The sequence below is a fragment of the Streptomyces sp. NPDC093018 genome (assembly GCF_040684035.1).
GTDB classification, from domain to species: domain Bacteria; phylum Actinomycetota; class Actinomycetes; order Streptomycetales; family Streptomycetaceae; genus Streptomyces; species Streptomyces murinus.
In genome coordinates, this window is record NZ_JBFBFF010000025.1 from 85,671 (window position 1) to 109,793 (window position 24,123).

Here is a 24,123-nt window from a genome sequence, read left to right on the forward strand (position 1 = left end):
CCGGCTCAGCTTCCCTGCAGCGGCTGGAGGAGGATCAGTGACGCCAGCTTGGGGAAGATCTCCGCGAGGTTGCTCTTCGCCTCGCCGGAAAGGGCGTTGAACTGCGCCACGATCTCCTGGACGGCTTCTCGGAGCTGGGCCGGGTCGGGTTCTTCGCTCCCCAGGGGCTTGAGGCTCCTGACCTTCTCGATGATCGACTGTACGAACACCTTCGCCTCCGGATTGAGGGAATCGATCTTGTTCTTGATGAGGGTCCGGAGCTCCACGGCCTTCTCGTACAGTTTGGGCGACTTCTCCTTGAGCGCGGTGAGCAGGTCGTCCTCGGTGTTGAATTGCTGAATCTTGGAAGCCAGTTCCTTGAGAACGGTCTTGTCCTCGTCGGTCAGCTCCAGGAAGAAGGCGGTCACTTCCGAGGGGAGGACGTTGGCGAGCGCGGCCGGGAGGCTCCCCTCGGTTCCCTCCAGCGATACAAGGCTCAGGATCGGTTCGTTCAGCGCTTCCACATCGCCCAGCACCGGGGGCAGGGAAGCCTCTGTCAGGGCGGCCTGGACACTCGACGGGCGGGGCGCCGCGTGGGCGACGGCCACGGGTCCGACGGCGGAAAGCGCCACGGCGGTCAGAGCTCCCAGCGTGAGAGAGTTTCTGACCGTAAAAGCGACGGGAGTCCTGCGCATGCCGTGCTCCATTCCGTATTGCCAAGAATTCACACCCCCGTGAGGGGAGAATTGCACAGGAGAAGCGACGGCGCAGGGAGAGGGGGCCAAATGGAGGGGAGCGGGGTTTATCTCGACCGGATCGGCCGGAGCGGCTCGGGGGTGCGTTTGACGGCGCGGCTGACGATGGCCGTCTCGACATGGGTGATGCCGAGGCCGGCCAGGTCCCGGGAGAGGAAGCCGTAGAGGGCGGTCAGGTCCGGGAAGTACGCGGCCGCGTGCAGGTTCGAGGGTCCCGAGGTCGCGAACGCGCCGTGCACCGCGGGGTGGTCGGCCAGGGCCTGGCCGGCGGTGGCCAGATGATCGGGGGTCACATGCAGCAGGAGCTTGGCCTCGATGGGCAGCCCGAGGCGGCCCGGGTCGACCAGGACCTGGGTGATCAGACGGCCCTGGGCGGTCAGTCGGGTGAGGCGGCGGCGCACCGTGCTCTCCGGGTGGCCGGTGCGCGCGGCCAGGGTCGCCGAGGTCAGGCGTGCGTCGGGAGTGAGGGCGTCGAGGAGCGACTGTTCCAGGGCGTCGGTGTCGACACCGTACGGGCCCGAGGCGCCCGAAGCGCTCGCTCCGGGGACCGGTTCGGGCGGGGTCAGCGCGGCGCGTTCCGCCTCGGTCAGCACATGGTGGCGCCATTCGGAGGTGAGCCGGAAGACATGCAGGATCGTGGCGCTCTCCAGGGACGTCACCGCCTGGGTGGAGGGCAGTTGGCGGAAGACCAGCGGGTCGCGTGAACCCGGCTCGGTGCGGGCGACGGCGAAGATCTCGTCGCCCGCGGTGGTGACGTCGATGAACGGGATGTCCTCGCGCGCCGCGAGCGCGGCCACGATGGTGTCGAGTTTCCCCCGCAGGACCCGGATGCGCAGGAACAGGGCCCCGGCCGAGCCGCCGTCGCGCGGTCGGGCGACCGGCGAGATCACCACGCGCACGGTGCCGTCGGCGCCGAGTGCGTGCAGGCGGCGGCGCACGGTGACGGGGCTGAGCCCCAGCACGCGGGCCGCCCGCTCCGAGGTGAGGCGGCCGTCCCACTGAAGGGCGGCCACCAGCCGCTGATCGGTGAGGCTCAGTACGGAATCCGCCGACGCGCGTGCCATGGCGCCAAGTTTCGCCCATTGCGTCGCCGTGCGGAGCCCGATTCGGGGAATTCACGACGAGCATGGACGGCATCTCCCGAGATCGGCGAATTCACCCACGGAGGTCCATGTGCCCGTATTCGAGCAACGGAGAGAAGTACGTTTCGCCAGCGGCGGCACCTCGTGTTCCGCCTGGCACTATCCGGGGTCCAACGGCGGCTGCGTGATCATGGCCGGTGGAACCTCGGTGACGAAGGAACCCGCCACGGATCAGTTCGCGGCGAGGTTCCACGAGGCCGGTTTCGCGGTCCTGGCCTTCGACCACAGACGGTTCGGGGCGAGCGGCGGCACACCGCGCCAGATCGTCCGCTTCGACGAGCAGATCGCCGACTGGCACGCCGCGATCGAGTGCGCGGCCACGCTGCCCGGCGTCGACCCGGACCGGATCGCGCTCTGGGGTTTCTCGCTCGCGGGCGGCCATGTCTTCCGGGTCGCGGCCGACCACCCGCGACTGGCCTGCGCGATCGCGCAGACCCCGCTGGTCGACGGCCGCGCGGTCGCTCCCCACGCGCTGCGCTCCATGACACCCGGCGCGGCGCTACGGCTGTTCGGCCGAGGTGTCGCGGACGTGCTCGGAAGCCTGGCCGGACGGCCGCCGCTGCTGGTCCCGACCGCCGGGGCCCGCGGCTCGGTCGCCTCGCTCACCACGCCCGACGCCCTGGACGGTGACCGGGCGCTGGATCCCGGCCGTCGCCACACCGGCTGGGAGCAGACGGTCGCCGCCCGGATCGTGCTGCGGCTCGGCGGGTACCGGCCCGGCCGCCATGCCTCCCGGATTCGTTGCCCGCTGCTGGTGGTCGTCTGCGATCAGGACCGGAGCGCGCTTCCCGGCCCCGCCGTCCGGGCGGCCGGGGAGGCGCCGGCGGCCGAGGTGGTCCATCTGACGGGCCGCCATTACGCCCCGTTCCTGGAGTCGCACGAACAGGCCGTCGCCGCGGAGCTCTCGTTCCTGGAGAAGCATCTGGCGCCGCGGGTTCCCTGACACGCCGGTGCCGCCGCGCCCGTGGGGTGCGGCGGTACCGGCATGCCTCGGGGCGGGCCTACGGGGCCATTTCGTACGACCCGGACAGCGCCTCCACCTGCTGCCAGACCCGGGCCGTGCGGTCCTGGTCGGTGACGGGGCGGCGGATCGCGTCGAGGGCCCAGGCGCGCTGTTCCTCGGTTGCCGAATCCTTGCCGTGCAGTTCGACGGCCTGTGCGGAGAAGTCCCGTACGAGGACGGCGAAGAGTTCGTCCAGCACGTCCGTGTCCAGCCCGGTCAGCGCGGCCTGTTCCAGGACGAGCTGGCCGTGCACGACGAGGGCGAAGAGCTGGCCGACCGCGAGGACGAGGTCGAGGTCGCGGCTCTGCTCCGCGTCGGGAGCGGCCGTGGCGACGAACGTGCAGAGCGCGTCGGCCTGTTCGCGGAAGCGGCGCACGTTGGGCAGGTGCGCGTACGTGTCGAAGGCGGCCCGCCAGTCGTGGAAGCGCACCGAGCCCAGGCCGCGGGCGGGGCCCTGCCGGAACAGGAAGTCGTCGTCCTTCGCGTCATGGCGGGTCGGTACGGCGGGGTAGTCGGCGGGGTCGAGGAGGTGGCTGCGCAGGAACTTGAGGATCAGCGCCAGGTTGACGTGGACCGTGCCCTCCAGCTTCGGCAGGCTGCGGATCTCCACGGCCGCCTGGGCGAAGTAGTTGTCCTTCTCGAAGCCCTTGGCGGCGATGACGTCCCACATCAGGTCGATGACCTTCTCGCCCTCCGTGGTCACCTTCATCTTCGTCATCGGGTTGAAGAGCAGGTAGCGGCGGTCGTCGGGGCCCGCGGTACGGAAGTAGTCGACCGCGCGGTCGCTGAACGCCTTCATGCCGACCAGCCGGACGTACGCGTCGGTCAACTCGCGCCGTACGTGCGGGAAGTCGGTGACGGGGCGGCCGTAGAGGACCCGGTTGTGGGCGTGGGTGACGGCCTCGTACATCGCGTGCTCGCAGATGCCGATCGAGGCGGTGCACAGGTTGAACTTGCCGACGTTGACGGTGTTGAGGGCGGCGTCGAAGGCGGCGCGGCCCGTGTGCAGGACGTCCTCGGCCGCGACCGGGTAGTCCTCCAGGCGGAACTCGCTGACGAACTTCGAGGAGTCGACGACGTTCTTGACCAGGTGGTAGGCGGGGTGGCGGCTGTCGGCGGCGAAGAAGACGTAGCCGTCGGGTCCTTCGACGTCGGTGCGGCGGCCGAAGACGGAGACGAGTCCGGCGGCGTTGCCGTTGCCGATGTAGTACTTGGAGCCGGTGGCCCGGAAGCCGCCGTCGGCCGCGGGTTCGAGCAGCATGTCGGTGGAGTAGATGTCGGCGCCGTGGGTCTTCTCGGAGAGGCCGAACGCGAACACCTCGCCCTCGTCGAGGAGTTCGGCGGCGCGGGCGCGGGCGTCGGCGTTCTCGCTCTGCCAGACCGGGCCGAGGCCGAGGATCGTGACCTGCCAGGCGTACCAGTAGTCCAGGCCGTAGAAGCCGAGGATCTCGTTGAGCGCCGCGATCCGGGCGGTGTCCCAGCGCTTGTCCGGCTCGCTCTCACCGGCGACGGACGACGGGGTGAGGAAGGTGGCGAACAGGTTCTCCTTCGCCGCGAAGGCGAGGAAGTCGCCGAGCCATGCGCGGCTGCGGTAGTCCTCGATCAGCCGCCGCTTCCCGCGCTCCTCGAACCAGTCGACGGTGGCCCGCAGCAGGCGGCGCGTCTCGGGGTCGAAGTGCGCGGGGTCGTAGGTGCGCGGGTTGAGCAGCAGCTGGTCAGCCATGGGTGAGGGCGCCTTTCGGCTGGTGGGCGGGTGGGATTCGGGTGGCCTGACGGCGAGAGGGGGCGGGCCGGCGGGGATCAGCGGTCCGGACCGAACCGGGCCAGTGTGGCGAGCACGTCGTCCAGCCAGCCGATCATCATCCGCTCGTAGGCGATACCGCCGCGCAGTACGGCGTGCTGCAGCTCGCGCTCCGCGTCGGGCGGCGGCTGCGGACCGGCCGGGTGGGCTGCGGGCTGAGGCTCCGGATCCGGCTTCGGCTCGGGCTCCGTGAAGTCCCGTGCCTGGCCCGCGAGATAGTGCGTCAGCCGGTCGCGGTGCGCCTGGCGGTGCCGCTCCACCTCGCGGATCAGGGCGGCCGGATCGTCGAAGGCGGCGCCCCGGATCTTGACGGCCAGGTCGTGGCGGACGCTCTCCGGCTCGATCGGGTCGTGCAGCCAGGAGGACAGCGCGGCGCGGCCGAGGTCGGCGACGCTGTACTCCTTCTTGTCCGGCCGGCCCTGTTGCGGGACGTCCCGGGCGTCGACCCAGCCGTCGTTCTCCATGCGTTTGAGCACGCGGTAGATCTGCTGGTGGGTCGCGGTCCAGAAGTAGCCGATGGAGCGCTCGAAGCGCCGGGCCAGCTCATAGCCGGAGCCCGGCTTCTCCAAGAGCGACACCAGGATCGCGTGTTCGAGCGCCATGCCGTCGATCCTTCTATGCAACTCGTTGCATAGCAAGCCCTGCCCGCTCGGATGCGACGCGGGTCACCCCGGCCGTCCTCAGGGCCGGACGGGCGCCTCCAGCCGGGCGGTGATGAGGCGGATGATCTCCGGCTGGTGTTCGGCGAGGAAGAAGTGGCCGCCGGGGAACACCTTCAGGGCGAAGGGTCCTTCGGTGTGCTCGGACCAGGCGGCGGCCTCGGCCACCGTGACCTTCGGGTCGTCGTCGCCGACGAGGCAGGTCACCGGGCAGCGCAGGGGCGGTCCGGGTTCCCAGACGTACGTCTCGGCCGCGCGATAGTCCGCCCGGACGGCCGGGAGGATCATGCGCAGGATCTCCTCGTCGCCCAGCAGTTGGGGGTTGGTGCCGCTGAGGGCGCGCATCTCGGTGACCAGGCCGTCGTCGTCGCGCAGGTGCACCGTCTCGGCGCGGTGCCTGGAGGGGGCGCGGCGGCCGGAGGCGATGAGGGCGGCGGGCACGATGTCCCGGTCCCGTTCCAGGCGGCGGGCGACCTCGTAGGCGAGGGAGGCGCCCATGCTGTGCCCGAACAGGGCGAGGGGCCGGTCGGTCCAGGGCAGCAGTGCCTGGTGCACCTGGTCGGCGAGCGCCGGCAGGGAGTCCACGAGCGGTTCGCCGCGGCGGTCCTGGCGGCCGGGGTACTGCACGCACAGCACCTCCACGTCCTCGGGCATGGCCCGGGAGACGGGGAAGTAGAAGCTGGCGGAGCCGCCCGCGTGGGGCAGGCAGACCAGCCGCACACGGGCGTCGGGGCGCGGGTGGAACCTGCGGATCCAGGGCCCGACGGCCCCGGTGAGCGGGGAGTTCACTGAAGCGTTCCTTTTCGGTCGGGTTCGGCCGCCCACCGCGCGGGGCGTGCGTCGCGGGGCGGGGAGGGTGAGGCGGGGCGGGGCGTGCGGGCGCCCCGCCCCGTCGCTCGTCAGGAACCCGCGATGTCCTCCTTGATGACGCGCTCGACGTTCCGCTCCGCCAGCGCCGTGATGGTCACGAACGGGTTGACGCCGATGCTGCCGGGGATCAGCGAGCCGTCGGTGACGTAGAGGTTCTTGTAACCGGACACCCGGCCGTAGTTGTCGGTGGCCTCGCCGAGGACGCAGCCGCCGAGCGGGTGGTAGCAGAAGTCGTCGGCGAAGGCCTTGATCTGCTTGCCGAAGAGGTCGTAGCGGTAGATGGTGGTGTTGGCCTTGTTGATGCGGTCGAACAGCGACTTGGCGGCGGCGACCGCGGGCGCGTTCTGCTCCCGGGTCCAGCGCAGGTCCGCGCGGTCCTTGGCGGCGTCGTAGACGAAGGTGCCGCGCTGCGGGTTCTTGGTGATGGCCAGGTAGAGGCTGACCCAGGTCTCCAGGCCCGCCGGCATGGGGGCGATCTCGGCGAAGACGGGGTTGTCGGCGTTGTCCCAGTCGTCGATGCCGAGGGCGGGTATGGAGGACTGCTTGCTGCCCGTGGGGTTCCACACATGGTTGGCGCGGGCGGTCATGATGTTGCCGTTGGGGCCCCAGCCACCGCCGATCGCGGAGCTGAGGGCGGGCAGGGTGCCGGTCTCCCGAGCACGCAGCAGCAGTTCGGTGGAGCCGAGGCTGCCGGCGCCCAGGAAGAGGTGGCGGCAGGAGATCTCCTTGGTCGCGAGCAGCTTGCCGTCGGGGTCCTTCTGCTCGACGGTCAGCAGATAGGTGCCGTCGTTCTGCTGACGGATCGTCTTGACCTGGTGCAGGGTCTCGATGGTGACCTTGCCGGTGCCCAGGGCGGCCGCCAGATAGCTCTTGTCCAGGGAGACCTTGCCGTGGTTGTTGCCGTAGATGACCTCGGCGGCCAGCGCGGACTTGGGCACGGTGCCGTCCGCCTCACCGCGCATGTAGTCCCAGTCGTAGACGTTGGGCACGAAGGTGGTCTTCAGGCCGGCGCTCTCGGCCTGCTGGCGGGCGACGCGGGCGAACTGGTACCACTCGGTCTGCTCGAACCAGTCCTTGTCGATGTTGTTGACCCGCAGACCGGAGTTCGCGCGCGGGAAGTAGGTGCCGTACATCTCGTCGGCGTCGACCTGGGGCAGCACCTCCTGGAAGTAGGAGCGCCGGGGGGTGACGGCCATACCGCCGTTGACGAGCGAGCCGCCGCCGACCCCGCGGCCGACGTACACGGACATCTGGTCGAAGTTGACCCGGTCCAGTACGCCCGCGTAGGGGTCGATGTCCCGGTTGGCCAGGTCGAGCCAGAGGAAGGAGCCGAGCGGGGCCTCGGTGCGGGTCTTGAACCAGCTGGAGCGCTTGTCGGGCTTGAGCATCCCGCAGAAGACGTTGCCGTCGGGGCCGGGCTGGTTCCACAGCTGGCCCATCTCCAGCATCAGGGTGGAGACCCCGGCCTCGCCGAGCCGCAGGGCGGAGACGGCCGCGCCGTACCCGGTGCCGACCACCACGGCGGGCACGAACGTGCTGCCGGAACCGTCGGTTGCGGTGGCGGCGGCCGCGCGGGGGGCCGCGCTGATCGTGGTCTGCCCGGTGAGTGCGGCGGCGCCCAAGGCGGCCAGGCCGAGTATGCGGCGGCGCGACAGAGGCTGGTGTGCGTTCACGCTGTTGCTCCTGAGCTTCGAGGGGGATGGAGAGGTATCGGGGGCCGGTCGGTCGGGCACGGCCCTGGGGACTGTCGGGGAGTTCGGCGGACGTCGGGGGCCCGAGGGGGCGGGTCACCCGGTGTGCGGAAGCGGACATGCGGGGCGGGCACGGGCGGGGAACCCGCTCACTTCGTGAAGCCCGCGGGCGGGGAGCCCGCTCACTTCACGAAGTCCTCCACGACCTCGGGTGGCCAGGCACCGACCTTGAGCACGCCCATGGAGTAGGCGCGGGAGACCAGTGCGGCGCGGTTGGGGACCTTCAACTTCCGCAGCAGGCAGGTCACGTGGTACTCGACGCCCTGCCGGCTGAGGTAGAGGCTCGCCGCGAGGGGGATGGTGGAGACGCCGGCGGCGATGCCCTCCAGGATGCGGGCGTCCATCGCGGAGAGGATCTTCTTGCGCCTGGTCACCACGCGTGCCCCCTCGCCGTCCCCGGCGGTGGGCATCATGACCAGGATCGCGGTCGTGTCGGGCACTCCCCCGCGCACCGCGACCGCTGTGAGGGGAACGGTGAAGGCGGCGTCCTCGCCGGGGCCCACGGCGATGACGGGCGTGACGAATCGCTGGTGTCTGCCTTCCAACAAATTGGAGAATTGGCGCACCAACGGCTGCTGCACGCTCGGGTGGACCACGTCGCGAAAATTGCGGCCGCATATGTCCTCGGACGAGCCGTTGAACTGCCGGAAGAACTCCTGGTTCGCCTGCTGGATGGCCAGTGTTTTATCGAGGCTTGCCACGCACAGGCCCGGAGCTGCAGGTGCTGGACTCAGCAAGAATGGGCTCCCTGTCGAAGACTTGAGCGCGAAATCAATTCGGAGGCTGGTGGGCGGCCGTGGGGACCGTCGGCAGGGGCGTCATCGGCCCTGGACCAGCAGTATCTCCAGACCCGGACATCCTGCGTCACCGACCTTGCGGGGTCCTGGTCGAGTCGCTGACGACCCCTTGCCGTCGGCTGCCGTCGTTTTCAGGACCCCTTGTCGAAATCCTTGCCCAACACCTTCCGCTTTCTTGCCAATCGACGGATCGCCAGCTCAGCGGGTGCTTTCCCTATGCCATGATCGGTAGTGGACACCCCGCGGTCAGCCCGCGCGCGAAGCCGTCCGTCGAACAGCCGTGCCCGAAAGAGAACGGGGACCGTCATGTCCACGCCTGAGACCGTGAACACGTCGCCCATGACCAGCGGACGGGCCGCGCCCTTCCTGAGCGTGCTGGGGCCCATGTCGGCGCGGCGCGGCGGGCGCGACCTGCCACTCGGGCCGCCGCGTCGGCGCACCCTGCTCGCCCTGCTGCTCATCCGGCTCGGCCGGGTGGTACCCACCGAACTGCTCGTGGAGGAACTGTGGGGTGACGGAGCGCCCCGGCATGCCGTCGCCACCCTTCAGAGTCATGTGTCCCATCTGCGCCGGGTCCTGGACACGGCGGAAACGGGCCAACTTTCGGTGCTTCGCCATCGATCGCCCGGGTACGTCCTCGAACTCGATCCCGATTACGTGGACGCCTGCCGCTTCGAGCGTCTGGTCACCGACGGGCGGCGGCTGCTGGAGCAGCACGATGCGCGCACCGCGCGCACCCGGTTCACCGAGGCCCTCGGGCTGTGGCGCGACTCACCGTACGCGGAGTTCGACGGCCATCCGCCGCTCAGCGACGAGTGCGCCCGGCTGGAGCAGATCCGGCTCACCGCGGTGGAGTCCTGCGCGGAGGCGCGGCTGGCCCTCGGCGCGGCCGAGGAGGTCGCCGCGGATCTGGACGGGGAGGCGCGCCGTCATCCCACGCGGGAGCGGCTGGTCGGCCATCTCATGACGGCTCTGTCCCGGCTCGGGCGGCAGGCCGAGGCACTTGAGGTGTACGAGCGCACGCGCAGTCATCTCGTGGAGGAGTTCGGGGTGGACACCGCGGCCGAGCTGCGCGAGGTCAGGAACGCGATCCTGCGCCAGGAGCCGGGGGCGAGCACCCCGTCCGGGAAGATGTCCCCGGAGCAGGTCGCGCCGACCGTGGTGTCCGTTGTCGCGCCCGTGCCGGAGGAGGCCGGTGTGCGCGGCGCGTCATCGGACGGTGCCGGTTTAGCGGGGTTACCGGGTTTGTCGGGTGCGGAGCGCGCGGGTGGCGGGACGACCACCACGCTGGCGCACGAGGAAACGGCGGCGGCCGAGGGCACCGGCGGAACGGGTGAGCCGGGCAGGGCCGCCGCGTACGAGGAGAGTACGGCGGCCGGGCGGGCCGATATGCCGCCGGGCGCGCGGACGGACGCCGTCGAGCCGCGGGCCGGGACCGCGCGGCGCCCCCTGCCCCGGCCGGCGGACGGACCGTCAGCCGCCCAGGAGGCGGGCGGGTTCCCGGAGTTCGCGTCGGGGTGGGCGGCCGCCGCCCCGTCGCCGTTCACCGGTCGCGGCCAGGAACTGGACCGGTTGACGACCGGCGCCGCGAGCGCGGTCGTGGGGCATGGCCATGTGGCCGGTGTCCTCGGGTCCCCGGGCGTCGGCAAGACCCGGCTGCTGCTCGAACTCGCCGCGCGTCTGGAGAGCATGGACGCGCGGGAGGGTGGCTCCCGCCTCGAAGTGGTCTGGAGTCACTGCTTCCCCGGTGAGGGCGTCCCCGCCTACTGGCTGTGGACCCAGATCCTGCGGCGGCTGGCCGCGACCCGGCCGGACGCCTTCCGGGAGGCGACGCAGCCGTACGGCGCCCTGCTCGCCCCGCTGATGCCCGAGCGCTCCGCGCTGCGGTCCGACGGCCCGGAACCGGCCGCCGACTGGTGCCAGGCCCGCTTCCTCGCCCATGACGCGGTGTGCGAGGTGCTGCTCGCCCTCGCCGCGCGCCATCCCCTCGTACTGCTCCTCGAAGACCTCCAGTGGGCGGACACCGCCTCCCTCGATCTGCTCAGGCTGCTGAGCACCCGCTGCCAGGGCCATTCGCTCGGCATCGTGCTCACGGCCCGGGAGTTCGAGGCCGAATCGGACGCGACGCTGCGCCGGGTGGTCTCCGACGTGCTGCGCGGGCCCCGGACGGACACGCTGCGGCTGCGCGGGCTGTCCCCGGGGGCCGTCGGCGCGCTGGTCGAGGCGCACGCGGGGCCCGGTGTGGACCCGGAGGTGGTCGAGGTGCTGCACCGGCGCAGCGAGGGCAACCCGTACTTCGTGATGCAGTTGCTGTCCCTCGTGAGCAATGCCCGCGATCTCCAGCGCCCGGACGCGGTCGATGTGTTGCTGGCCCACATTCCCACCGGCGTCCGCGAGGCGCTGCGCCAGCGGTTCGCCGCGTTGCCCGAGCCGGTGCTGCGGGTGCTCCGGCTGTGCGCCGTCATCGGTGCCGAGGTGGACACGGATCTGCTGCACCGGACCGCCGCACCCGACGAACCGGTCATCGCCGGCCTGGAGTCGGCCATCCGCGCCGGTCTGCTCGCGGAGGACCCGCACCATCCGGGGCGGCTGCACTTCGCGCACGCCCTGGTCCGGGAGGCGCTCGTCGAGGAACTCCCGCGCGCGGACCGCCATCGGCTGCACGCCGGCATCGCCGAGGCGCTGCACGCCCGCCACCGGGGGCAGATGGGCGACGAGGAGATCGAACGGGTGGCCCACCACAGCTGGCACGCCAAGAGCGCGCTGCCCGCCGCGGAGGTACTGCCCCGGCTGCTGCTCGCCACGGAGCACGCCGAGCGGTCCATGGCGTACGAGCAGGCGGAGGTCTGGCTGCGCCGCGCGGTGCATCTGATCGGCTTCCTGCCGCCGGACGAGGCCGCGACGGCAGCACTGGAGCAGCGGCTGCACATCCAGCTCGGCCAGATCCTCGCCACCACGCGCGGCTACGGACACCGGGAGGCCGAGACGGCACTGGCCCGCGGGCGCGCCCTCAACGCGGCCACGCAGGCCCCCGAGGATCCGTCGGTGCTGTGGGCGCTGTGCGCGTCGCGGCTGGTCACCGGACGCTACGACGCCTCGCGGCAGTTGTCCGGTCTGCTGCGGGACATCGCGCGCCGGACCCGGGAGCCCGTGGCGGCGCTCGGCGCGGCGTACGGCGAGGGCATCGTGCTGCATGTGCGCGGGATGCTGCCGCAGGCGCTCGCCGAGCTGGAGCGGGGCGTCGGCCTGGCGGACCGGCTGGCCGACGAGGGGTACGCGCTGGCGCGCACCTTCCAGCACGACCCGCGGGTCTCCTGCCGCTCCTACGACACCTTCACCCACTGGCTGCTCGGGAACCGGGAGACCGCCGGGCAGCGCCGCCGTGAGCTGCTGCGCCTCACGGAGTTCGAGAGCAGGCCGTCCGACCGCTCGTTCGCGCTGTACGTGGACGGGGTGGTGGCGGCCTGGGAGGGTGACACCCGCACCGCGCTCGCGTCGAGCGACGAGGGCGTGCGGGTCGCGGGCGAGCACGGACTGCTCTACTGGAAGGCGATGCTCGGCGTCGTCAAGGGCTGGGGCCTGGCCCACTCCGGGGGCCGGGACGACGGTCTGGCCCTGATGCACGCCTCGCTGGCGGAGCTGGGCCGGTCCAGGACGTGCCTGCGCCACCCGCTGCATCTGGGTCTGCTGGGGCAGGCCCAGCGGCACGGCGGGCGGACCGAGGAGGCGCGGGGCACCTTCCGGGCGCTGCTGGCCGCGGTGGAGCAGCGCCGTGAGCACGTGTATCTCCACCCGGCCCTGCCGGCGACCCCGCTGCTGCGCGAACTGCTGGACCTCGGTGACGACGGCGTGCACGGCTCCTGCGGTCGGACAGCCCCGTAGTCCCCCGCACGCCGCCGCCGCTCAGTCCTCGGTGATCGCGATCGCCTGGACAGGACAGGCCATGGGGACCTCACGGACGCGGGGGTCCCCCGCGCCGTCCTCCTGGCCCGGGATCAGGGCGACCAGTGCCTCGTCGTCCTGGGTGAAGACGCCGGGTGCGGTCATGACGCACTGGCCGGAGCCGATGCACCGGTCGCGGTCGACGGTGATGCGCAAGGCGTGGCCCGCCCCCCTTCGTTCGGTTCCTGCCGCCCGTGCCGTCACCAGGTGACGGGCAGTTCGATCGGGCCCTGGGCGTCGTGGCCGGCCTTGAGCGGCACCTCGTCCAGGGGTACGGCAAGGCGCAGGCCGGGGATGCGGGTGAAGAGCGTGCCGAGGGCGATCTCCAGTTCGGCGCGGGCGAGGTTCTGCCCCAGGCACTGGTGGATGCCGTGGCCGAAGCCGACGTGGTGCCGTGCGTTGCGGCGGGCGTCGAAGACGTCGGGGTCGTCGTACGCCTGGGCGTCGCGGTTCATCAGTGTGATGGAGACCAGTACGGCCTCCCCGGCCTTGACGGTCGTGCCGCCGACCTCGATGTCCTCCTTGGCCATCCGGACCATGTAGTCGGAGACGGAGGTGAATCGCAGCAGTTCCTCGACCACGCCCGGCACCGCGGCGGGGTCGTCCAGCAGCACCTGGATCTGCTCGGGGTGCTGCATGAGGGTGAGGGCGCCGAGGGCGATGGCGTTGACGGTGGTCTCGTGGCCGGCCACCAGCAGGACCAGAGCGATCATGACCACCTCGTTGTGGTCCAGTCCGCCCTCCTCCAGCTGGCGTGCGATCAGCTCGTCCAGGAGGCCGTCACCGGGCTCGGCCTGCTTCTTGGCGACCAGGCCGTGCAGGTACTGGTACAGCTTGGCGAAGGCCGCGTCGGCCTCCCCGGAGGTGGCGGCGCCCACGAAATCGCGGGAGCACTCCTCGAAGAAGTCGTGGTCGCCGTAGGGGACGCCGAGGAGTTCGCAGATCGCCATGGAGGGCACGGGCAGGGCGAAGGCCGACACCAGGTCCGCGACCGGCCCCTTGGCCAGCATGTCGTCCAGCAGCCGGTCGACCAGGCTCTGCAGGCTGGGCCGGATGGCGTTCATCCGCTTGACGCCGAAGCTGGGGATCAGCATGCGGCGCTGCCGGGCGTGCAGCGGGTCGTCCACGCCGATCAGCGGGAAGGCGAGTCCGCCGCGGTCCTCGGTGCGCTGGACGACGACGGGGAAGACCGGGTGGCCCCAGTCGGAGGACAGCCGGGGGTCGGCGAGCAGCGCCCGTCCCTCGGCGTGCCCGGTGATCAGCCATGCCGGTCGGCCGTCGAACAGGGTGACCCGGGTCAGCGGGCTCTCGCCCCGCCATTCCGTGTAGGCCTTCGGCGGCTGGTACGGGCAGGTCCGGTCCTGGGGGAAGGCCGGGGCCTCGGACCCGGTGTGGCGGATGTCGGTCTCGGTCATGTGGTGCCTTTCGGGCGATCGGCGGTGCGGTGGTTCGGCGATGCGGGTACGGCCCCGGGGGGCGGGGGCGTCACCAGGTGACGGGCAGCTCGTGCACGCCGTAGAAGACCATGTCGTCGCGGAAGCGGAGTTCCTCGGCGGGCTTGGCCAGGCGCAGGGTCGGGAAGCGGCGGAACAGCGACTCGAAGGCGATCTGCAGCTCGATCCGGGCGAGTTGCTGGCCGATGCACTGGTGTGCGCCGAAGCCGAAGGCCAGGTGCGGGGCGGGGCGGCGGGTGATGTCGAAGCGCTCCGGCTCCTGGACGAAGGCGGGGTCGAAGTCGGCGGCGAGGACGTGCGCGACGACCTGCTCGCCCTCGGCGATGCGTACGCCGCCCAGCTCCACGTCCCGGGTGGCGACGCGTTCGCCGCCGAACTGGCCGATGGTGAGGTAGCGCAGCAGTTCCTCGACCGCGTTGCCGATCAGCGACGGGTCCTCGCGCAGCAGGGCCAGCTGGTCGGGGCGGTCCAGGAGCAGGGCCGCGCCGAGGCCGATCATGCAGGCGGTGGTGTCGTGGGCGGCGATCAGCAGGGTGCCGGCCGCGTTCATGAGGAACATGTCGTCGAGGACGCCGTCGGGGTCCTCGGTGGTGGTCAGCGCCGAGATCAGGTCGTCGCCGGGGCTGGTCCGGCGTTCCTGGACGAGCTGGTAGAGCAGACCGCCCAGGCGCATCCCTGCGGCCTCGGTGGCGGCGGCGTCCTGGTCGACCCGCATCATCGCCTCGGCGATCTCCTGGAACTCGGGCCGGCGTTCGACCGGGACGCCGAACAGGTCGGAGATCACCATGGCGGGCACCGGGTTGGCGAAGGCCTTCACCAGGTCGACGGTGCCGCCCTGGGCCGCGATCGCGTCGAGGCGTTCGTCGACGATGCGCTGGATGTTCGGGCGCAGCGCCTGCATGCGCCGGACGGTGAACTCCTTGGCGAGCAGCTTGCGGTCGGCGGTGTGCTCCGGCTCGTCCTGCCACAGCAGGCTGCCGCGGCCGGGCTTCTGGGTGACGACGCCGTCCTGGGTGTGCAGGGCGTGCGGCACCTGGACGCTGAAGGAGGGGTCGCGCAGCAGGGCGCGCACCTCCTCGTAGCCGGTCACCAGCCAGGCCTCGTGGCCGCTGGTGAAGGTGGCCCGGGTCACCGGGGCGGCCGCCCGGACCTCGGCGATGCCGTCCGGCGGCAGGAACGGGCAGCTGCGGGCCTTGGGGACGGCGGGTGCGGCGCCGGTGGGCTCGGACATGACTCTCCTTGCGCTGGGGTGAGGGGTGGGCCGTACGACGGCTGGTCAGGCGGCGGGGAGTTCGAGGGTGCTCTCGCCGCGCCGGGGGGCGTTCACGAGGACGGCCATGTTCCCGGAGGGGTGCACGTTGTCGTGCATCATCTGGTGCATGCGCCCGATGTCCTGGAAGGTCTCGCAGGCGGACAGGCAGGGGTCGAGCTTGCCGGTGCCGACGAGTTCGATGACCTCGCGGCACTCGCGGGTGCCGGCGTAGTGCGAGCCCTGGAGGCGCTTGGAGCGCATCCACAGGTGGCGCAGGTCGACGTCCCCGTTGTAGCCGGAGGTACCGCCGCAGATCACCACCATGCCGGCGTTGTCGCACAGGTACATCGAGGTGGGCAGGGTGTCCTGGCCGCTGTGTTCCAGGACGATCCGCGGGGACCTGCGCTCGCCGAGGATCTCCCAGATCTTCTTGCCGATCCCGCGGGCGCCGCGCAGGAACCGTGCCGAGGCCTCGGCGTCGCCGACGTCGGGCAGCCGGCCCCAGTGGTCGAAGTCGCGGCGGTTGATGGTGCCCGCGGCGCCGAGGCGGCGGCAGTACGCGGAGCGGTCCTCGCTGGAGACCATGGCGATCGGGACGCCGCCGGCCATCCGGACGAGCTGGATGGCCATGGAGCCGAGGCCACCCGCGCCGCCCCAGATCAGCACGGGGTCGCCGGGGCGGACCGTGTTGCCCTGCCAGCCGAACAGCTGCCGGTAGGCGGTGGGCCCGGTGAGCAGGAAGGCCGCCGACTCCTCCCAGGTCAGCCGGGCGGGCTTGGGGTGGCACTGGTACTCGTCGACGCGGCAGAACTGGGCGAAGGAGCCGTAGTTGGTCTCGTACCCCCAGGCCTTGATGCTCTCCGAGACCAGCGGGTCGGTGCCGAGCCGGATGTCCTTGGCGGCCTCGTCCCACTGGCCGCTGGTGAGCAGGACGTGGTCGCCGACCTTGACATGGCGGACGCCCTCGCCGACGGCCCAGACCACGCCGGAGGCCTCCGAGCCGCCGATGTGGAAGTCCTCGGGCTGGCCCAGGCGCTGCCGCATCCCGATGACGTCGACGGGCTTGCCCAGCGAGGACCACACGTTGTTGTAGTTGATGCCGGCGGCCATCACATAGACCAGCACCTGTCCCCGGCCCACCGCCGGGGTGTCGACGACCTCGGTGCGGAACGCCTGCTTCGGCTCGCCGAAGCGGCTCTGGCGGATCACCGAGGCGTACATCTGCTCCGGTACCTCACCGAGCGGCGGGGTCTCGCCGATCTCGTAAAGAGCCTTGGTCATGGTTCGTCTCCCACGTCTGCGCGGTTGGTGTTCGAAGGCTCGCGGTGGCCGCGGGCCGGTCATGCGGTGGTCGGGTCCTCGGATGCGGCGCGGCGGCTCGCCTCGGTGAGGGCGTCCGCCAGCCAGGAGTGCACCGCAGCGGCGGTGGTGCCGGCGTGGTCCTCCAGCATCGAGTAGTGGTTTCCGGTGACCTCGACGGTCGTGTCCACGTGCTCGGGCGGTGCCGCCCGGCCGCCGCCGTCCGCGGCGGCGGCCGGTACGGGCTCGCTCGCCCGCACCAGTAGGGTCGGCGCGGTGATCTCCGGCGCGGCCCAGTCGTCGAACAGGCGCATGTAGCGGCCCATCGCGGTGAGTTGCTCGCCGCCGGACCTCATGAAGTCCAGGCGCTCCGACTGCGCCTGGGCCATCGCGTTGAGCACCTGGCGGTCGAAGGGGATCGCGCGGCTGAAGCTGTCGACCATGACCACGGCCGCGGGCCGCTCCCCCATGGCCTCCAGGTGTGCGGCGACGCCGTGGGCGATCCAGCCGCCCGAGGAGTAGCCGAGCAGGACGACGGGCTTGCCGCCCGCGCGCTCGCGTACGGTCCGGGCGTGCAGCCGGAGCACGGCGTCCGGGTCGGCGGGGACCGGTTCGTCCTGCTCGTAGCCGGGGTTGACCAGCGCCCACATGTCCAGCCGGTCGCGGAAGGGCGCGGCGAACCGCGCGTACTGGTGTGCCCCGGCCGGTACGACGTACGGCGAGAAGCACATCACCGTGTACGGGAGGTCGTCGCCCTGGGACAGCCGTACGGGGGCGGGGAGTTGGGCCAGGTCCTCGGGGTTGTCGAAGGAGGGCCGGAAGCGGGCCGCCTCCATCAGCATCCCCATGGCCTCGGCGGCCGTACCGGTCCTACTGGCGTGCCGGTAGAGCTGGACCAGCATATCGGTGGGCCGCTCCTGCGCGGCACCGGCGGCGCCCTGCAGGAGTGTCAGCAGGTGCCGGGCGAGCCGGGTGGGCGTGGGGTGGTCGAAGGCCAGTCCGGCGGGCAGCCGCAGACCGGTCGCGGCGGACAGGCGGCGGCGCAGGTCGATCGCGGTGAGCGAGTCGAAGCCGAGTTCCAGGAAGTGCGCGGTGGGCAGGACGTCCTCGGCGGAGGCGTGTCCGAGGACCACGGCGCTCTGGGAGCGGATGTGCTCCAGCAGCCGCTCCTCCCGTTCGGCCGGATCGAGCCGGGCGAGTTCGGTGGCCAGTGCCGCTGTGGCGCCGGTCTCCTCGCTCGCGTCCCCCTCGGCCCGCTCCGCCGCCAGGAGCCTTTGTACGTCGGGCAGTTCGGCCAGCAGCGGGCTGGGCCGTCCCACGGTGAAGGCGGGCAGGAACTTCTCCCAGTCGATCGGGGCGACGGTGAGGGCGGCCTCGCCGTGGTCGACGGCCTGGCGCAGCGCGGAGATCGCGAGTTCGGGGGGCATGACGCCCAGGCCCCGCCGCTCGCCGCGTTCCCGCACCGCGTCGTCGACCATGCCGCCGTCCGCCCAGCCGCCCCAGGCGACCGAGGTCGCGGTCAGGCCGCGGGCCCGCCGTCGCAGGGCGAGGGCGTCGAGGAAGGCGTTGGCGCTGGCGTAGGAGGCCTGGCCGCCGCTGCCCCAGACGCCCGCGCCGGAGGCGAAGAGGACGAACGCGTCCAGTGCGCGGCCGTCGAGCAGTTCGTCCAGGTTCTCGGCGCCGGTGACCTTGGCGGCGGCGGCTTCGGCGAACTCCTGGAGGTCGGCGTCGGCCAGCAGGGACGACCGTGCCGTACCGGCGGCGTGCAGCACCGCGGTGAGCGGGTGCCGGGACTCGATGCCGGCGAGCAGCCGGGCGAGCGCGGCACGGTCGGCGATGTCGCAGGCGGCGATGGTCACTTCGACGCCCAGGGCGGTCAGCTCCGCGCGCAGTTCCGGTGCGCCGGGGGCGTCGGGTCCGCGCCTGCTGGTGAGCACCAGGTGCCGGGCGCCCGCACCGGCGAGCCAGCGGGCGAGGTGGCGGCCCACACCGCCGGTGCCGCCGGTGACGAGGACGGTGCCGCGCGGCTGCCACGGTGCGGTCGGCTCCGGGTCGGCGGGCCGCGCCCGGAGCAGGCGCCTGCCGTACACGCCGTCGGCGCGTACGGCGAGCTGGTCCTCGTCGTGCTGGGCCAGTACTCCGGCCAGTCGGCGCAGTGTGTGCTTGTCCACGGTGTCGGGCAGGTCGACCAGACCGCCCCAGCGCCGGGGCAGTTCGAGTGCGGCCACGATGCCCAGGCCCCACAGCTGTGCCTGGCCGACGTCGTGCAGCGGGTCGGTGGCGCCGGTGGACACGGCGCCCCGGGTGGCGCACCACAGGGGTGCCTGGACGTCCAGGTCACCCAGCGCCTGGATCAGGGTGAGGGTCATGGCGAGGCTCGCGGACAGCGCCGGGTGGTCCGGGTGGGCGCCGGGGGCGAGGCCGAGCAGGGAGAGGACACCGGCGGGCTGTTCGCCGCCGAGTTCCTCGGCGAGCAGCTGTGCCGTCCGCGCGCGATCGCTGTCGGTGGGGATCTCCACGACGCGCACCTTGGCGCCGTGGGCGCCGAGCACGCCGACGACGCAGGGCGGCCACTGTCCGTCCGCGAGACCTGCGGGCAGGACGGCGAGCCACAGGCCGTCCAGGCCGGGCGCCGGGTCGTCGGTCAGCCGCCGGAAGGAGACGCGGTAACGCCAGCCGTCCACCGTGGACTTCTCACGGTTGCGACGACGCCACGTGGCGAGCACCGGCAGCGCCGGGCCGACGAGGGCGGCGTCCTCCGCCCCGAACCGTTCGGTGAGTCCGGCGAGGTCCGTGTTCTCCACCAGCTCCCAGAACCCGGCCTCGACCGGGTCGACACCCGCGGGTGCCGGGTCGGCGCTCTCCAGCCAGTACCGGCGCCGCTGGAACGCGTACGTCGGCAGGTCCACGCGTCGTACCGGATGCCCGGCGAAGGGGACCGCCAGGTCCACGGGCACGCCGCTGACGTGCAGTTCGGACAGGGAGCGCAGGAAGCGTTCTATGCCGCCCTGGTCCCGGCGCAGCGAGGCGCCGGTCACGGCCTCGGCCTCGGTGTCCTCCGCGATCTGCTGCACCGCGTCGGCGAGCAGCGGGTGCGGGCTGCATTCGACGAACACCCCGTGCCCGTCGGCCAGCAGCGCGCGTACGGTCCGTTCGAACTCCACCGTATGGCGCGCGTTGCGGTACCAGTACTCGGCGTCCAGGGCGGCGGTGTCCTGCGCGGCGCAGGTCACCGTGGAGTAGAAGGGGATGTCCGCGGTGGCCGGGGTGACCGGGGCCAGCAGGTCGAGCATCTCCGCGCGCAGGCTCTCGACCTGGGCGGAGTGTCCGGCGCCGGTGGCGCCGCGGACCTTGCGCACGCGGGCGCCCTCGGCTTCGAGTTCCGTCAGGAGGGCGTCGACGGCGTCGGGCTCTCCGGAGACGGTCAGGGCGGCGGGCCCGTTCACGGCGGCGACCGACAGCCGGTCGCCGTACTTCTCCAGGCGTGCGCGCACCTGGTCGGCGGGCAGGGCGACAGCGAGCATCGCGCCCTTGCCGATGAGTTTGGTCAGGCAGCGGCTGCGCAGGGCCACGATCCGGGCGGCGTCGTCCAGGGTGAGAGCGCCCGCGACGTACGCGGCGGCGACCTCGCCCTGGGAGTGGCCGACGACGGCGGCGGGTGTCACCCCGTGCGCGCGCCACAGCGCGGCCAGCGACACCATCACGGTGAACAGCGCGGGCTGGGCGACCTCGACCTCGGCCAGGTCCGGTGCGTCCGGTGCGGCGCGCAGCACGTCGAGCAGGGACCAGTCGAGGTAGGGGGCGAACGCCTCGGCGCAGGCCGTGGCCTGTGCGGCGAACTCGGGTGAGGTGTCGATGAGTTCGCGGGCCATCTCCGTCCACTGCGAGCCGTGGCCGGGGAAGACGAAGGCGACCTTTCCACAGGCCGCGGCGGTGCCCTGGATCACATGGTCCGCGGGGGTGCCGGCGGCGAGCGCGGCGAGCCCGGCCCGCATGGCGTGCCGGTCGCGGCCGACGATCACGGCCCGCTGCTCCAGCCGGGTCCGGGTGGTGACGAGGGCGCGGCCGACGTCGGGCAGGGAGAGCTCTTCGTCGCGGTCGAGGTGGGTAAGGAGCCGGCGGGCCTGCTCGCGCAGGGACCCGGCGGTCTTGGCGGACAGCGGCCAGGGGCAGACGTCCGCGGATGCTGCGGGGGGCTGCTCGTCCGGTACGGGGGGTGTGGGCCGGGGGGCCTGTTCGATGATGGTGTGGACGTTGGTGCCGCTCATCCCGAAGGAGGAGACGGCCGCGCGCCGGGGCCGGCCCCGCTCGGGCCAGGCCAGCTGTTCGGTGAGCAGGCGTACGTGCCCGTCGGACCAGTCGGCGTCCGGGGTCGGTTCGTCGATGTGCAGCGTCCGCGGGAGGACGCCGTTGCGGATCGCCATCACCATCTTGATGACTCCGCCGACGCCCGCGGCCGCCTGTGCGTGGCCGATGTTGGACTTCAGCGAGCCCAGCCACAGCGGCCGGCCCTCGTCGCGCTCCTTGCCGTACGTGGCGAGCAGCGCCTGTGCCTCGATCGGGTCGCCGAGCCGGGTGCCGGTGCCGTGGCCCTCCACGGCGTCCACCTCGTCCGGGGTGAGCCGGGCGTTGGCCAGTGCCTGCCGGATGACCTGCCGCTGGGCCCTGCCGCTGGGCGCGGTCAGGCCGTTGGACGCGCCGTCCTGGTTGATGGCGCTGCCGCGTACGACGGCCAGCACCTCGTGTCCGTTGCGGCGGGCGTCGGACAGCCGCTCCACCAGGACCAGGCCCACGCCCTCGGCGAAACCGGTGCCGTCGGCGGACGCGGCGAACGCCTTGCAGCGGCCGTCGGCGGACAGTGCGCGCTGCCGGCTCGACATCGTGAACGCGGACGGTCCGGCCATCACCATCACACCGCCGGCCAGTGCCATGCCGCATTCGCCGCCCCGCAGTGCCTGTACGGCGAGGTGGAGGGCGGTCAGCGAGGACGAGCAGGCGGTGTCGACGGTGACCGACGGGCCCTGGAGTCCGAAGGTGTAGGAGAGCCGTCCGGAGATCACGCTGGCCGCGTTGCCGCTGGGCAGGTAGCCCTCGACGCCCTCGGGGACCTTGAGCGGGCGGCCGGTGTAGTCCTGGTAGCCGGAGCCGACGAAGACGCCCGTGGCGGTGGCGCGCATCGTGTCGGGGGCGATCCCGGCGCGTTCGAAGACCTCCCAGGCGGTCTCCAGCAGTAGGCGCTGCTGGGGGTCCATGGCGATGGCCTCGCGGGGGCTGATCCCGAACAGCGCGGGGTCGAACTCGTCCGCGTCGTGCAGGAATCCGCCCTGGGTGGTGTACGTCGTACCGGAGTGGTCGGGGTCCGGGTGGTAGAGGGCCTCGATGTCCCAGCCGCGGTTGCCGGGGAAGCGGGTGATCGCGTCGCGGCCGTCGGCGACCAGCTCCCACAGGTCCTCGGGCGAGCGGACGCCGCCGGGGTAGCGGCAGGCCATGCCGATGATGGCGATCGGCTCGTCCAGTACGGCGGCGGCCGCCGCGGTGGTGGTCATGTCGTCCTGGTCGCCGGTGAGTTCGGCGAGCAGGCGGGCGCCGAGGTCCGCGGCCGTGGGGTGGTCGAAGACCAGGGTGGTGGGCAGGGTGAGGCCGGTGGCCTCGTTGATCCGGTTGCGCAGTTCCACCGCGGTCAGGGAGTCGAAGCCGAGGTCCCGGAAGGGCCGGTCGGCCTCGACGGCGCCCGCCGTGCGGTGGCCGAGGACGGCGGCGGCGTGGGTGCGCACGAGGTCCACGACGGCGCGGGCGCGGTCCTCCGCCGACAGCCCGGCCAGGCTCTCGGCGAGCGCTCCGGTGCCGGGGCCCGTCTCGGGGGTCTCCTCGGTGAGTGCCGCGCGGACCTCGGGGAGGTCGCCGAGCAGCGGGCTGGGCCGGCCGAGGGTGAACGGCACGATGAAGCGCGCCCAGTCCACGTCGGCCACGGTCAGCCGGGTCTCGTCCCGGTCGAGCGCGTGCTGAAGGGCGCCGATCGCCGTGGCGGGGGGCAGCGCGCACAGGCCGCGGCGGCGCAGCCGCTCCTCGTCGTCGCCGTCCTCGACCATGCCGCCGTCGGCCCACGGGCCCCAGGACACGGCGGTCGCGGCGCGGCCCCGGGCCCGGCGGCGCTGCGCCAGGGCGTCGAGGAAGGCGTTCCCGGCGGCGTAGGCGGCCTGGCCGCCGCTGCCCCAGACGCCGGAGATGGAGGAGAACAGCACGAAGGCGTCCAGCTCCTGGTCGCCGAGCAGTTCGTCCAGGTGGGCCGCGCCGTCGGCCTTGGCGGCGAGCGCGGCGGCGAAGGCGTCGGCGGTGGTGGCGTCCACCATGCCGGGGTCGGCGACTCCGGCGGTGTGCACGACGGCGGTGAAGGTGTGCTCGGCGAGCAGGGCCGCGACGGCGTCCCGGTCGGCCATGTCGCAGGCGGTGACGGTGACGTGGGCGCCAAGCGCCGTCAGCTCGTCGCACAGCGCTGCGGCGCCCGGCGCGTCCGCGCCCCGGCGGCTGGTGAGGACGAGATGTTCGGCGCCGCCGCGGGCCAGCCAGCGGGCGACGTGGCCGCCCAGCGCGCCGGTGCCGCCGGTGACGAGGACGGTGCCGCGCGGCTGCCAGCGGCGGGCGGCGGCGCGTGCCGGTGCGTGGACGAGCCGCCGGGCGAAGACTCCGGTGGCGCGGATCGCGAGCTGGTCCTCCGCCGACCGGCCCGTCAGCGCCTGGCCCAGTACGTCGGCGAGGCGTGCGGCGGTCCGGTCGTCGAGGGTCTCCGGCAGGTCGATCAGGCCGCCCCAGCGGCGGGGCAGTTCGAGGGCGGCGGTGCGGCCAAGACCCCACACCTGGGCGTGCCGGGCGTTGTGTACCGCATCGGTGCCGCTCACGGCCACCGCGCCCGAGGTGAGGCACCACAGGGGGGCGTCGAGGCCCGCGTCGCCCAGGGCCTGGAGGAGCCGCAGGGTGGGAAGCACCGGGTCGCCGGTGAGGAGCAGGGAGAGCACGCCGTCGACCGGACCGGCGGCGGCCAGTTCTCCGGCCAGCGCGGCGCGGTCGCTCGCCGCTCCGACGACCAGCGTCCGCAGGGTGGCGCCACGAGCGGCGAACGCGGCACGGACCACGCCGGTCCGCCCGTCCTCGTCCTCGTCCTCGTCCTCGGGGACGGCCAGCAGCCAGGTGCCGCCGGTTCCGTTCGGGGCGGGGTCGCTCAGGCGCTGCCACGTCTCGCGGTAGCGCCAACTGTCCACGCTGGACTGTTCTTTGCGCTGCCGCCGCCATGCCGAGAGCCTCGGTAACACGTCGCCGAAGGTGTCGTCCGCGCCGATGTCCAGGGTCTCGGCGAGGGCTTGCAGATCCTCGCGCTCCACCGTGTCCCAGAACTCGGCGTCCACCGCGTCCACCACCGTCGCG

General features: G+C 72.5%; 14 protein-coding genes. 2 read left to right on the forward strand and 12 right to left on the reverse strand.

From position 1 onward, the window contains the following. Positions 1–5: 5 nt before the first annotated feature. Both AB0N90_RS35400 and AB0N90_RS35405 read right to left on the reverse strand, forming a co-directional pair. Positions 6–674 carry a hypothetical protein gene (locus AB0N90_RS35400; RefSeq protein WP_365203371.1) on the reverse strand — a complete coding sequence of 223 codons (669 nt, stop codon included), beginning with the start codon at positions 672–674 and terminating at the stop codon, positions 6–8. A 107-nt stretch (positions 675–781) separates the two neighbouring features. Continuing rightward, a complete protein-coding gene (locus AB0N90_RS35405; RefSeq protein ID WP_365203373.1) occupies positions 782–1,798 on the reverse strand; it encodes an Lrp/AsnC family transcriptional regulator in 1,017 nt (338 codons plus the stop codon). Positions 1,799–2,024: 226 nt separating this feature from the next. On the opposite strand from AB0N90_RS35405, the gene AB0N90_RS35410 reads away from it, so the two are divergent. Further along, on the forward strand, positions 2,025–2,819 hold the full coding sequence (locus AB0N90_RS35410; protein ID WP_365203375.1) for an alpha/beta fold hydrolase: 795 nt from the start codon (positions 2,025–2,027) through the stop codon (positions 2,817–2,819). A 58-nt stretch (positions 2,820–2,877) separates the two neighbouring features. On the opposite strand, the gene AB0N90_RS35415 is transcribed toward AB0N90_RS35410, so the two are convergent. The 5 genes from AB0N90_RS35415 to AB0N90_RS35435 form a co-directional block, all read right to left on the reverse strand. Further along, a complete protein-coding gene (locus AB0N90_RS35415) occupies positions 2,878–4,602 on the reverse strand; it encodes an acyl-CoA dehydrogenase family protein (protein WP_365203377.1) in 1,725 nt (574 codons plus the stop codon). A gap of 77 nt (positions 4,603–4,679) precedes the next feature. After that, positions 4,680–5,282, reverse strand: coding sequence for a PadR family transcriptional regulator (locus AB0N90_RS35420; RefSeq protein ID WP_365203379.1), 603 nt, complete (start codon positions 5,280–5,282; stop codon positions 4,680–4,682). A gap of 78 nt (positions 5,283–5,360) precedes the next feature. Continuing rightward, positions 5,361–6,128 carry an alpha/beta fold hydrolase gene (locus AB0N90_RS35425; protein WP_365203381.1) on the reverse strand — a complete coding sequence of 256 codons (768 nt, stop codon included), beginning with the start codon at positions 6,126–6,128 and terminating at the stop codon, positions 5,361–5,363. A gap of 110 nt (positions 6,129–6,238) precedes the next feature. Then, positions 6,239–7,882, reverse strand: coding sequence for a GMC oxidoreductase (locus tag AB0N90_RS35430; protein ID WP_365203383.1), 1,644 nt, complete (start codon positions 7,880–7,882; stop codon positions 6,239–6,241). Between the two features lie 200 nt (positions 7,883–8,082). Continuing rightward, entirely contained in the window at positions 8,083–8,661 is a 579-nt protein-coding gene (locus AB0N90_RS35435; protein WP_361680371.1) for a LuxR C-terminal-related transcriptional regulator, read from the reverse strand. 402 nt (positions 8,662–9,063) lie between these two features. On the opposite strand from AB0N90_RS35435, the gene AB0N90_RS35440 reads away from it, so the two are divergent. Continuing rightward, positions 9,064–12,639 carry a BTAD domain-containing putative transcriptional regulator gene (locus AB0N90_RS35440; protein ID WP_365203385.1) on the forward strand — a complete coding sequence of 1,192 codons (3,576 nt, stop codon included), beginning with the start codon at positions 9,064–9,066 and terminating at the stop codon, positions 12,637–12,639. 21 nt (positions 12,640–12,660) lie between these two features. Here the strand turns inward: AB0N90_RS35440 and AB0N90_RS35445 are convergent, their stop codons facing one another. The 5 genes from AB0N90_RS35445 to AB0N90_RS35465 all read right to left on the reverse strand — a co-directional run bounded on the left by AB0N90_RS35445 (position 12,661) and on the right by AB0N90_RS35465 (position 24,104). Further along, complete coding sequence (locus AB0N90_RS35445; protein WP_361680365.1) at positions 12,661–12,855, reverse strand: ferredoxin; 195 nt, start codon at positions 12,853–12,855, stop codon at positions 12,661–12,663. Between the two features lie 44 nt (positions 12,856–12,899). Then, positions 12,900–14,114 carry a cytochrome P450 gene (locus AB0N90_RS35450; protein WP_365203388.1) on the reverse strand — a complete coding sequence of 405 codons (1,215 nt, stop codon included), beginning with the start codon at positions 14,112–14,114 and terminating at the stop codon, positions 12,900–12,902. A gap of 70 nt (positions 14,115–14,184) precedes the next feature. Then, positions 14,185–15,384 (reverse strand): cytochrome P450, encoded by a 1,200-nt coding sequence (locus tag AB0N90_RS35455; protein ID WP_365203390.1) that lies wholly within the window; start codon positions 15,382–15,384, stop codon positions 14,185–14,187. Between the two features lie 45 nt (positions 15,385–15,429). After that, the gene (gene ccrA, locus AB0N90_RS35460; RefSeq protein WP_365203393.1) at positions 15,430–16,686 is read right to left on the reverse strand and encodes a crotonyl-CoA carboxylase/reductase; all 1,257 of its coding nucleotides are present in this window, start codon (positions 16,684–16,686) and stop codon (positions 15,430–15,432) included. Positions 16,687–16,745: 59 nt separating this feature from the next. Beyond that, a complete protein-coding gene (locus tag AB0N90_RS35465; RefSeq protein WP_365203396.1) occupies positions 16,746–24,104 on the reverse strand; it encodes a type I polyketide synthase in 7,359 nt (2,452 codons plus the stop codon). Positions 24,105–24,123: the final 19 nt, after the last annotated feature.

Coding starts and splice junctions, on each gene's coding strand:
- AB0N90_RS35400 (WP_365203371.1), bottom strand. CDS start 674: ATGCGCAGGACTCCCGTCGCTTTTACGGTCAGAAACTCTCTCACGCTG.
- AB0N90_RS35455 (WP_365203390.1), bottom strand. CDS start 15,384: ATGTCCGAGCCCACCGGCGCCGCACCCGCCGTCCCCAAGGCCCGCAGC.
- ccrA (WP_365203393.1), bottom strand. CDS start 16,686: ATGACCAAGGCTCTTTACGAGATCGGCGAGACCCCGCCGCTCGGTGAG.
- AB0N90_RS35405 (WP_365203373.1), bottom strand. CDS start 1,798: ATGGCACGCGCGTCGGCGGATTCCGTACTGAGCCTCACCGATCAGCGG.
- AB0N90_RS35450 (WP_365203388.1), bottom strand. CDS start 14,114: ATGACCGAGACCGACATCCGCCACACCGGGTCCGAGGCCCCGGCCTTC.
- AB0N90_RS35440 (WP_365203385.1), top strand. CDS start 9,064: ATGTCCACGCCTGAGACCGTGAACACGTCGCCCATGACCAGCGGACGG.
- AB0N90_RS35420 (WP_365203379.1), bottom strand. CDS start 5,282: ATGGCGCTCGAACACGCGATCCTGGTGTCGCTCTTGGAGAAGCCGGGC.
- AB0N90_RS35415 (WP_365203377.1), bottom strand. CDS start 4,602: ATGGCTGACCAGCTGCTGCTCAACCCGCGCACCTACGACCCCGCGCAC.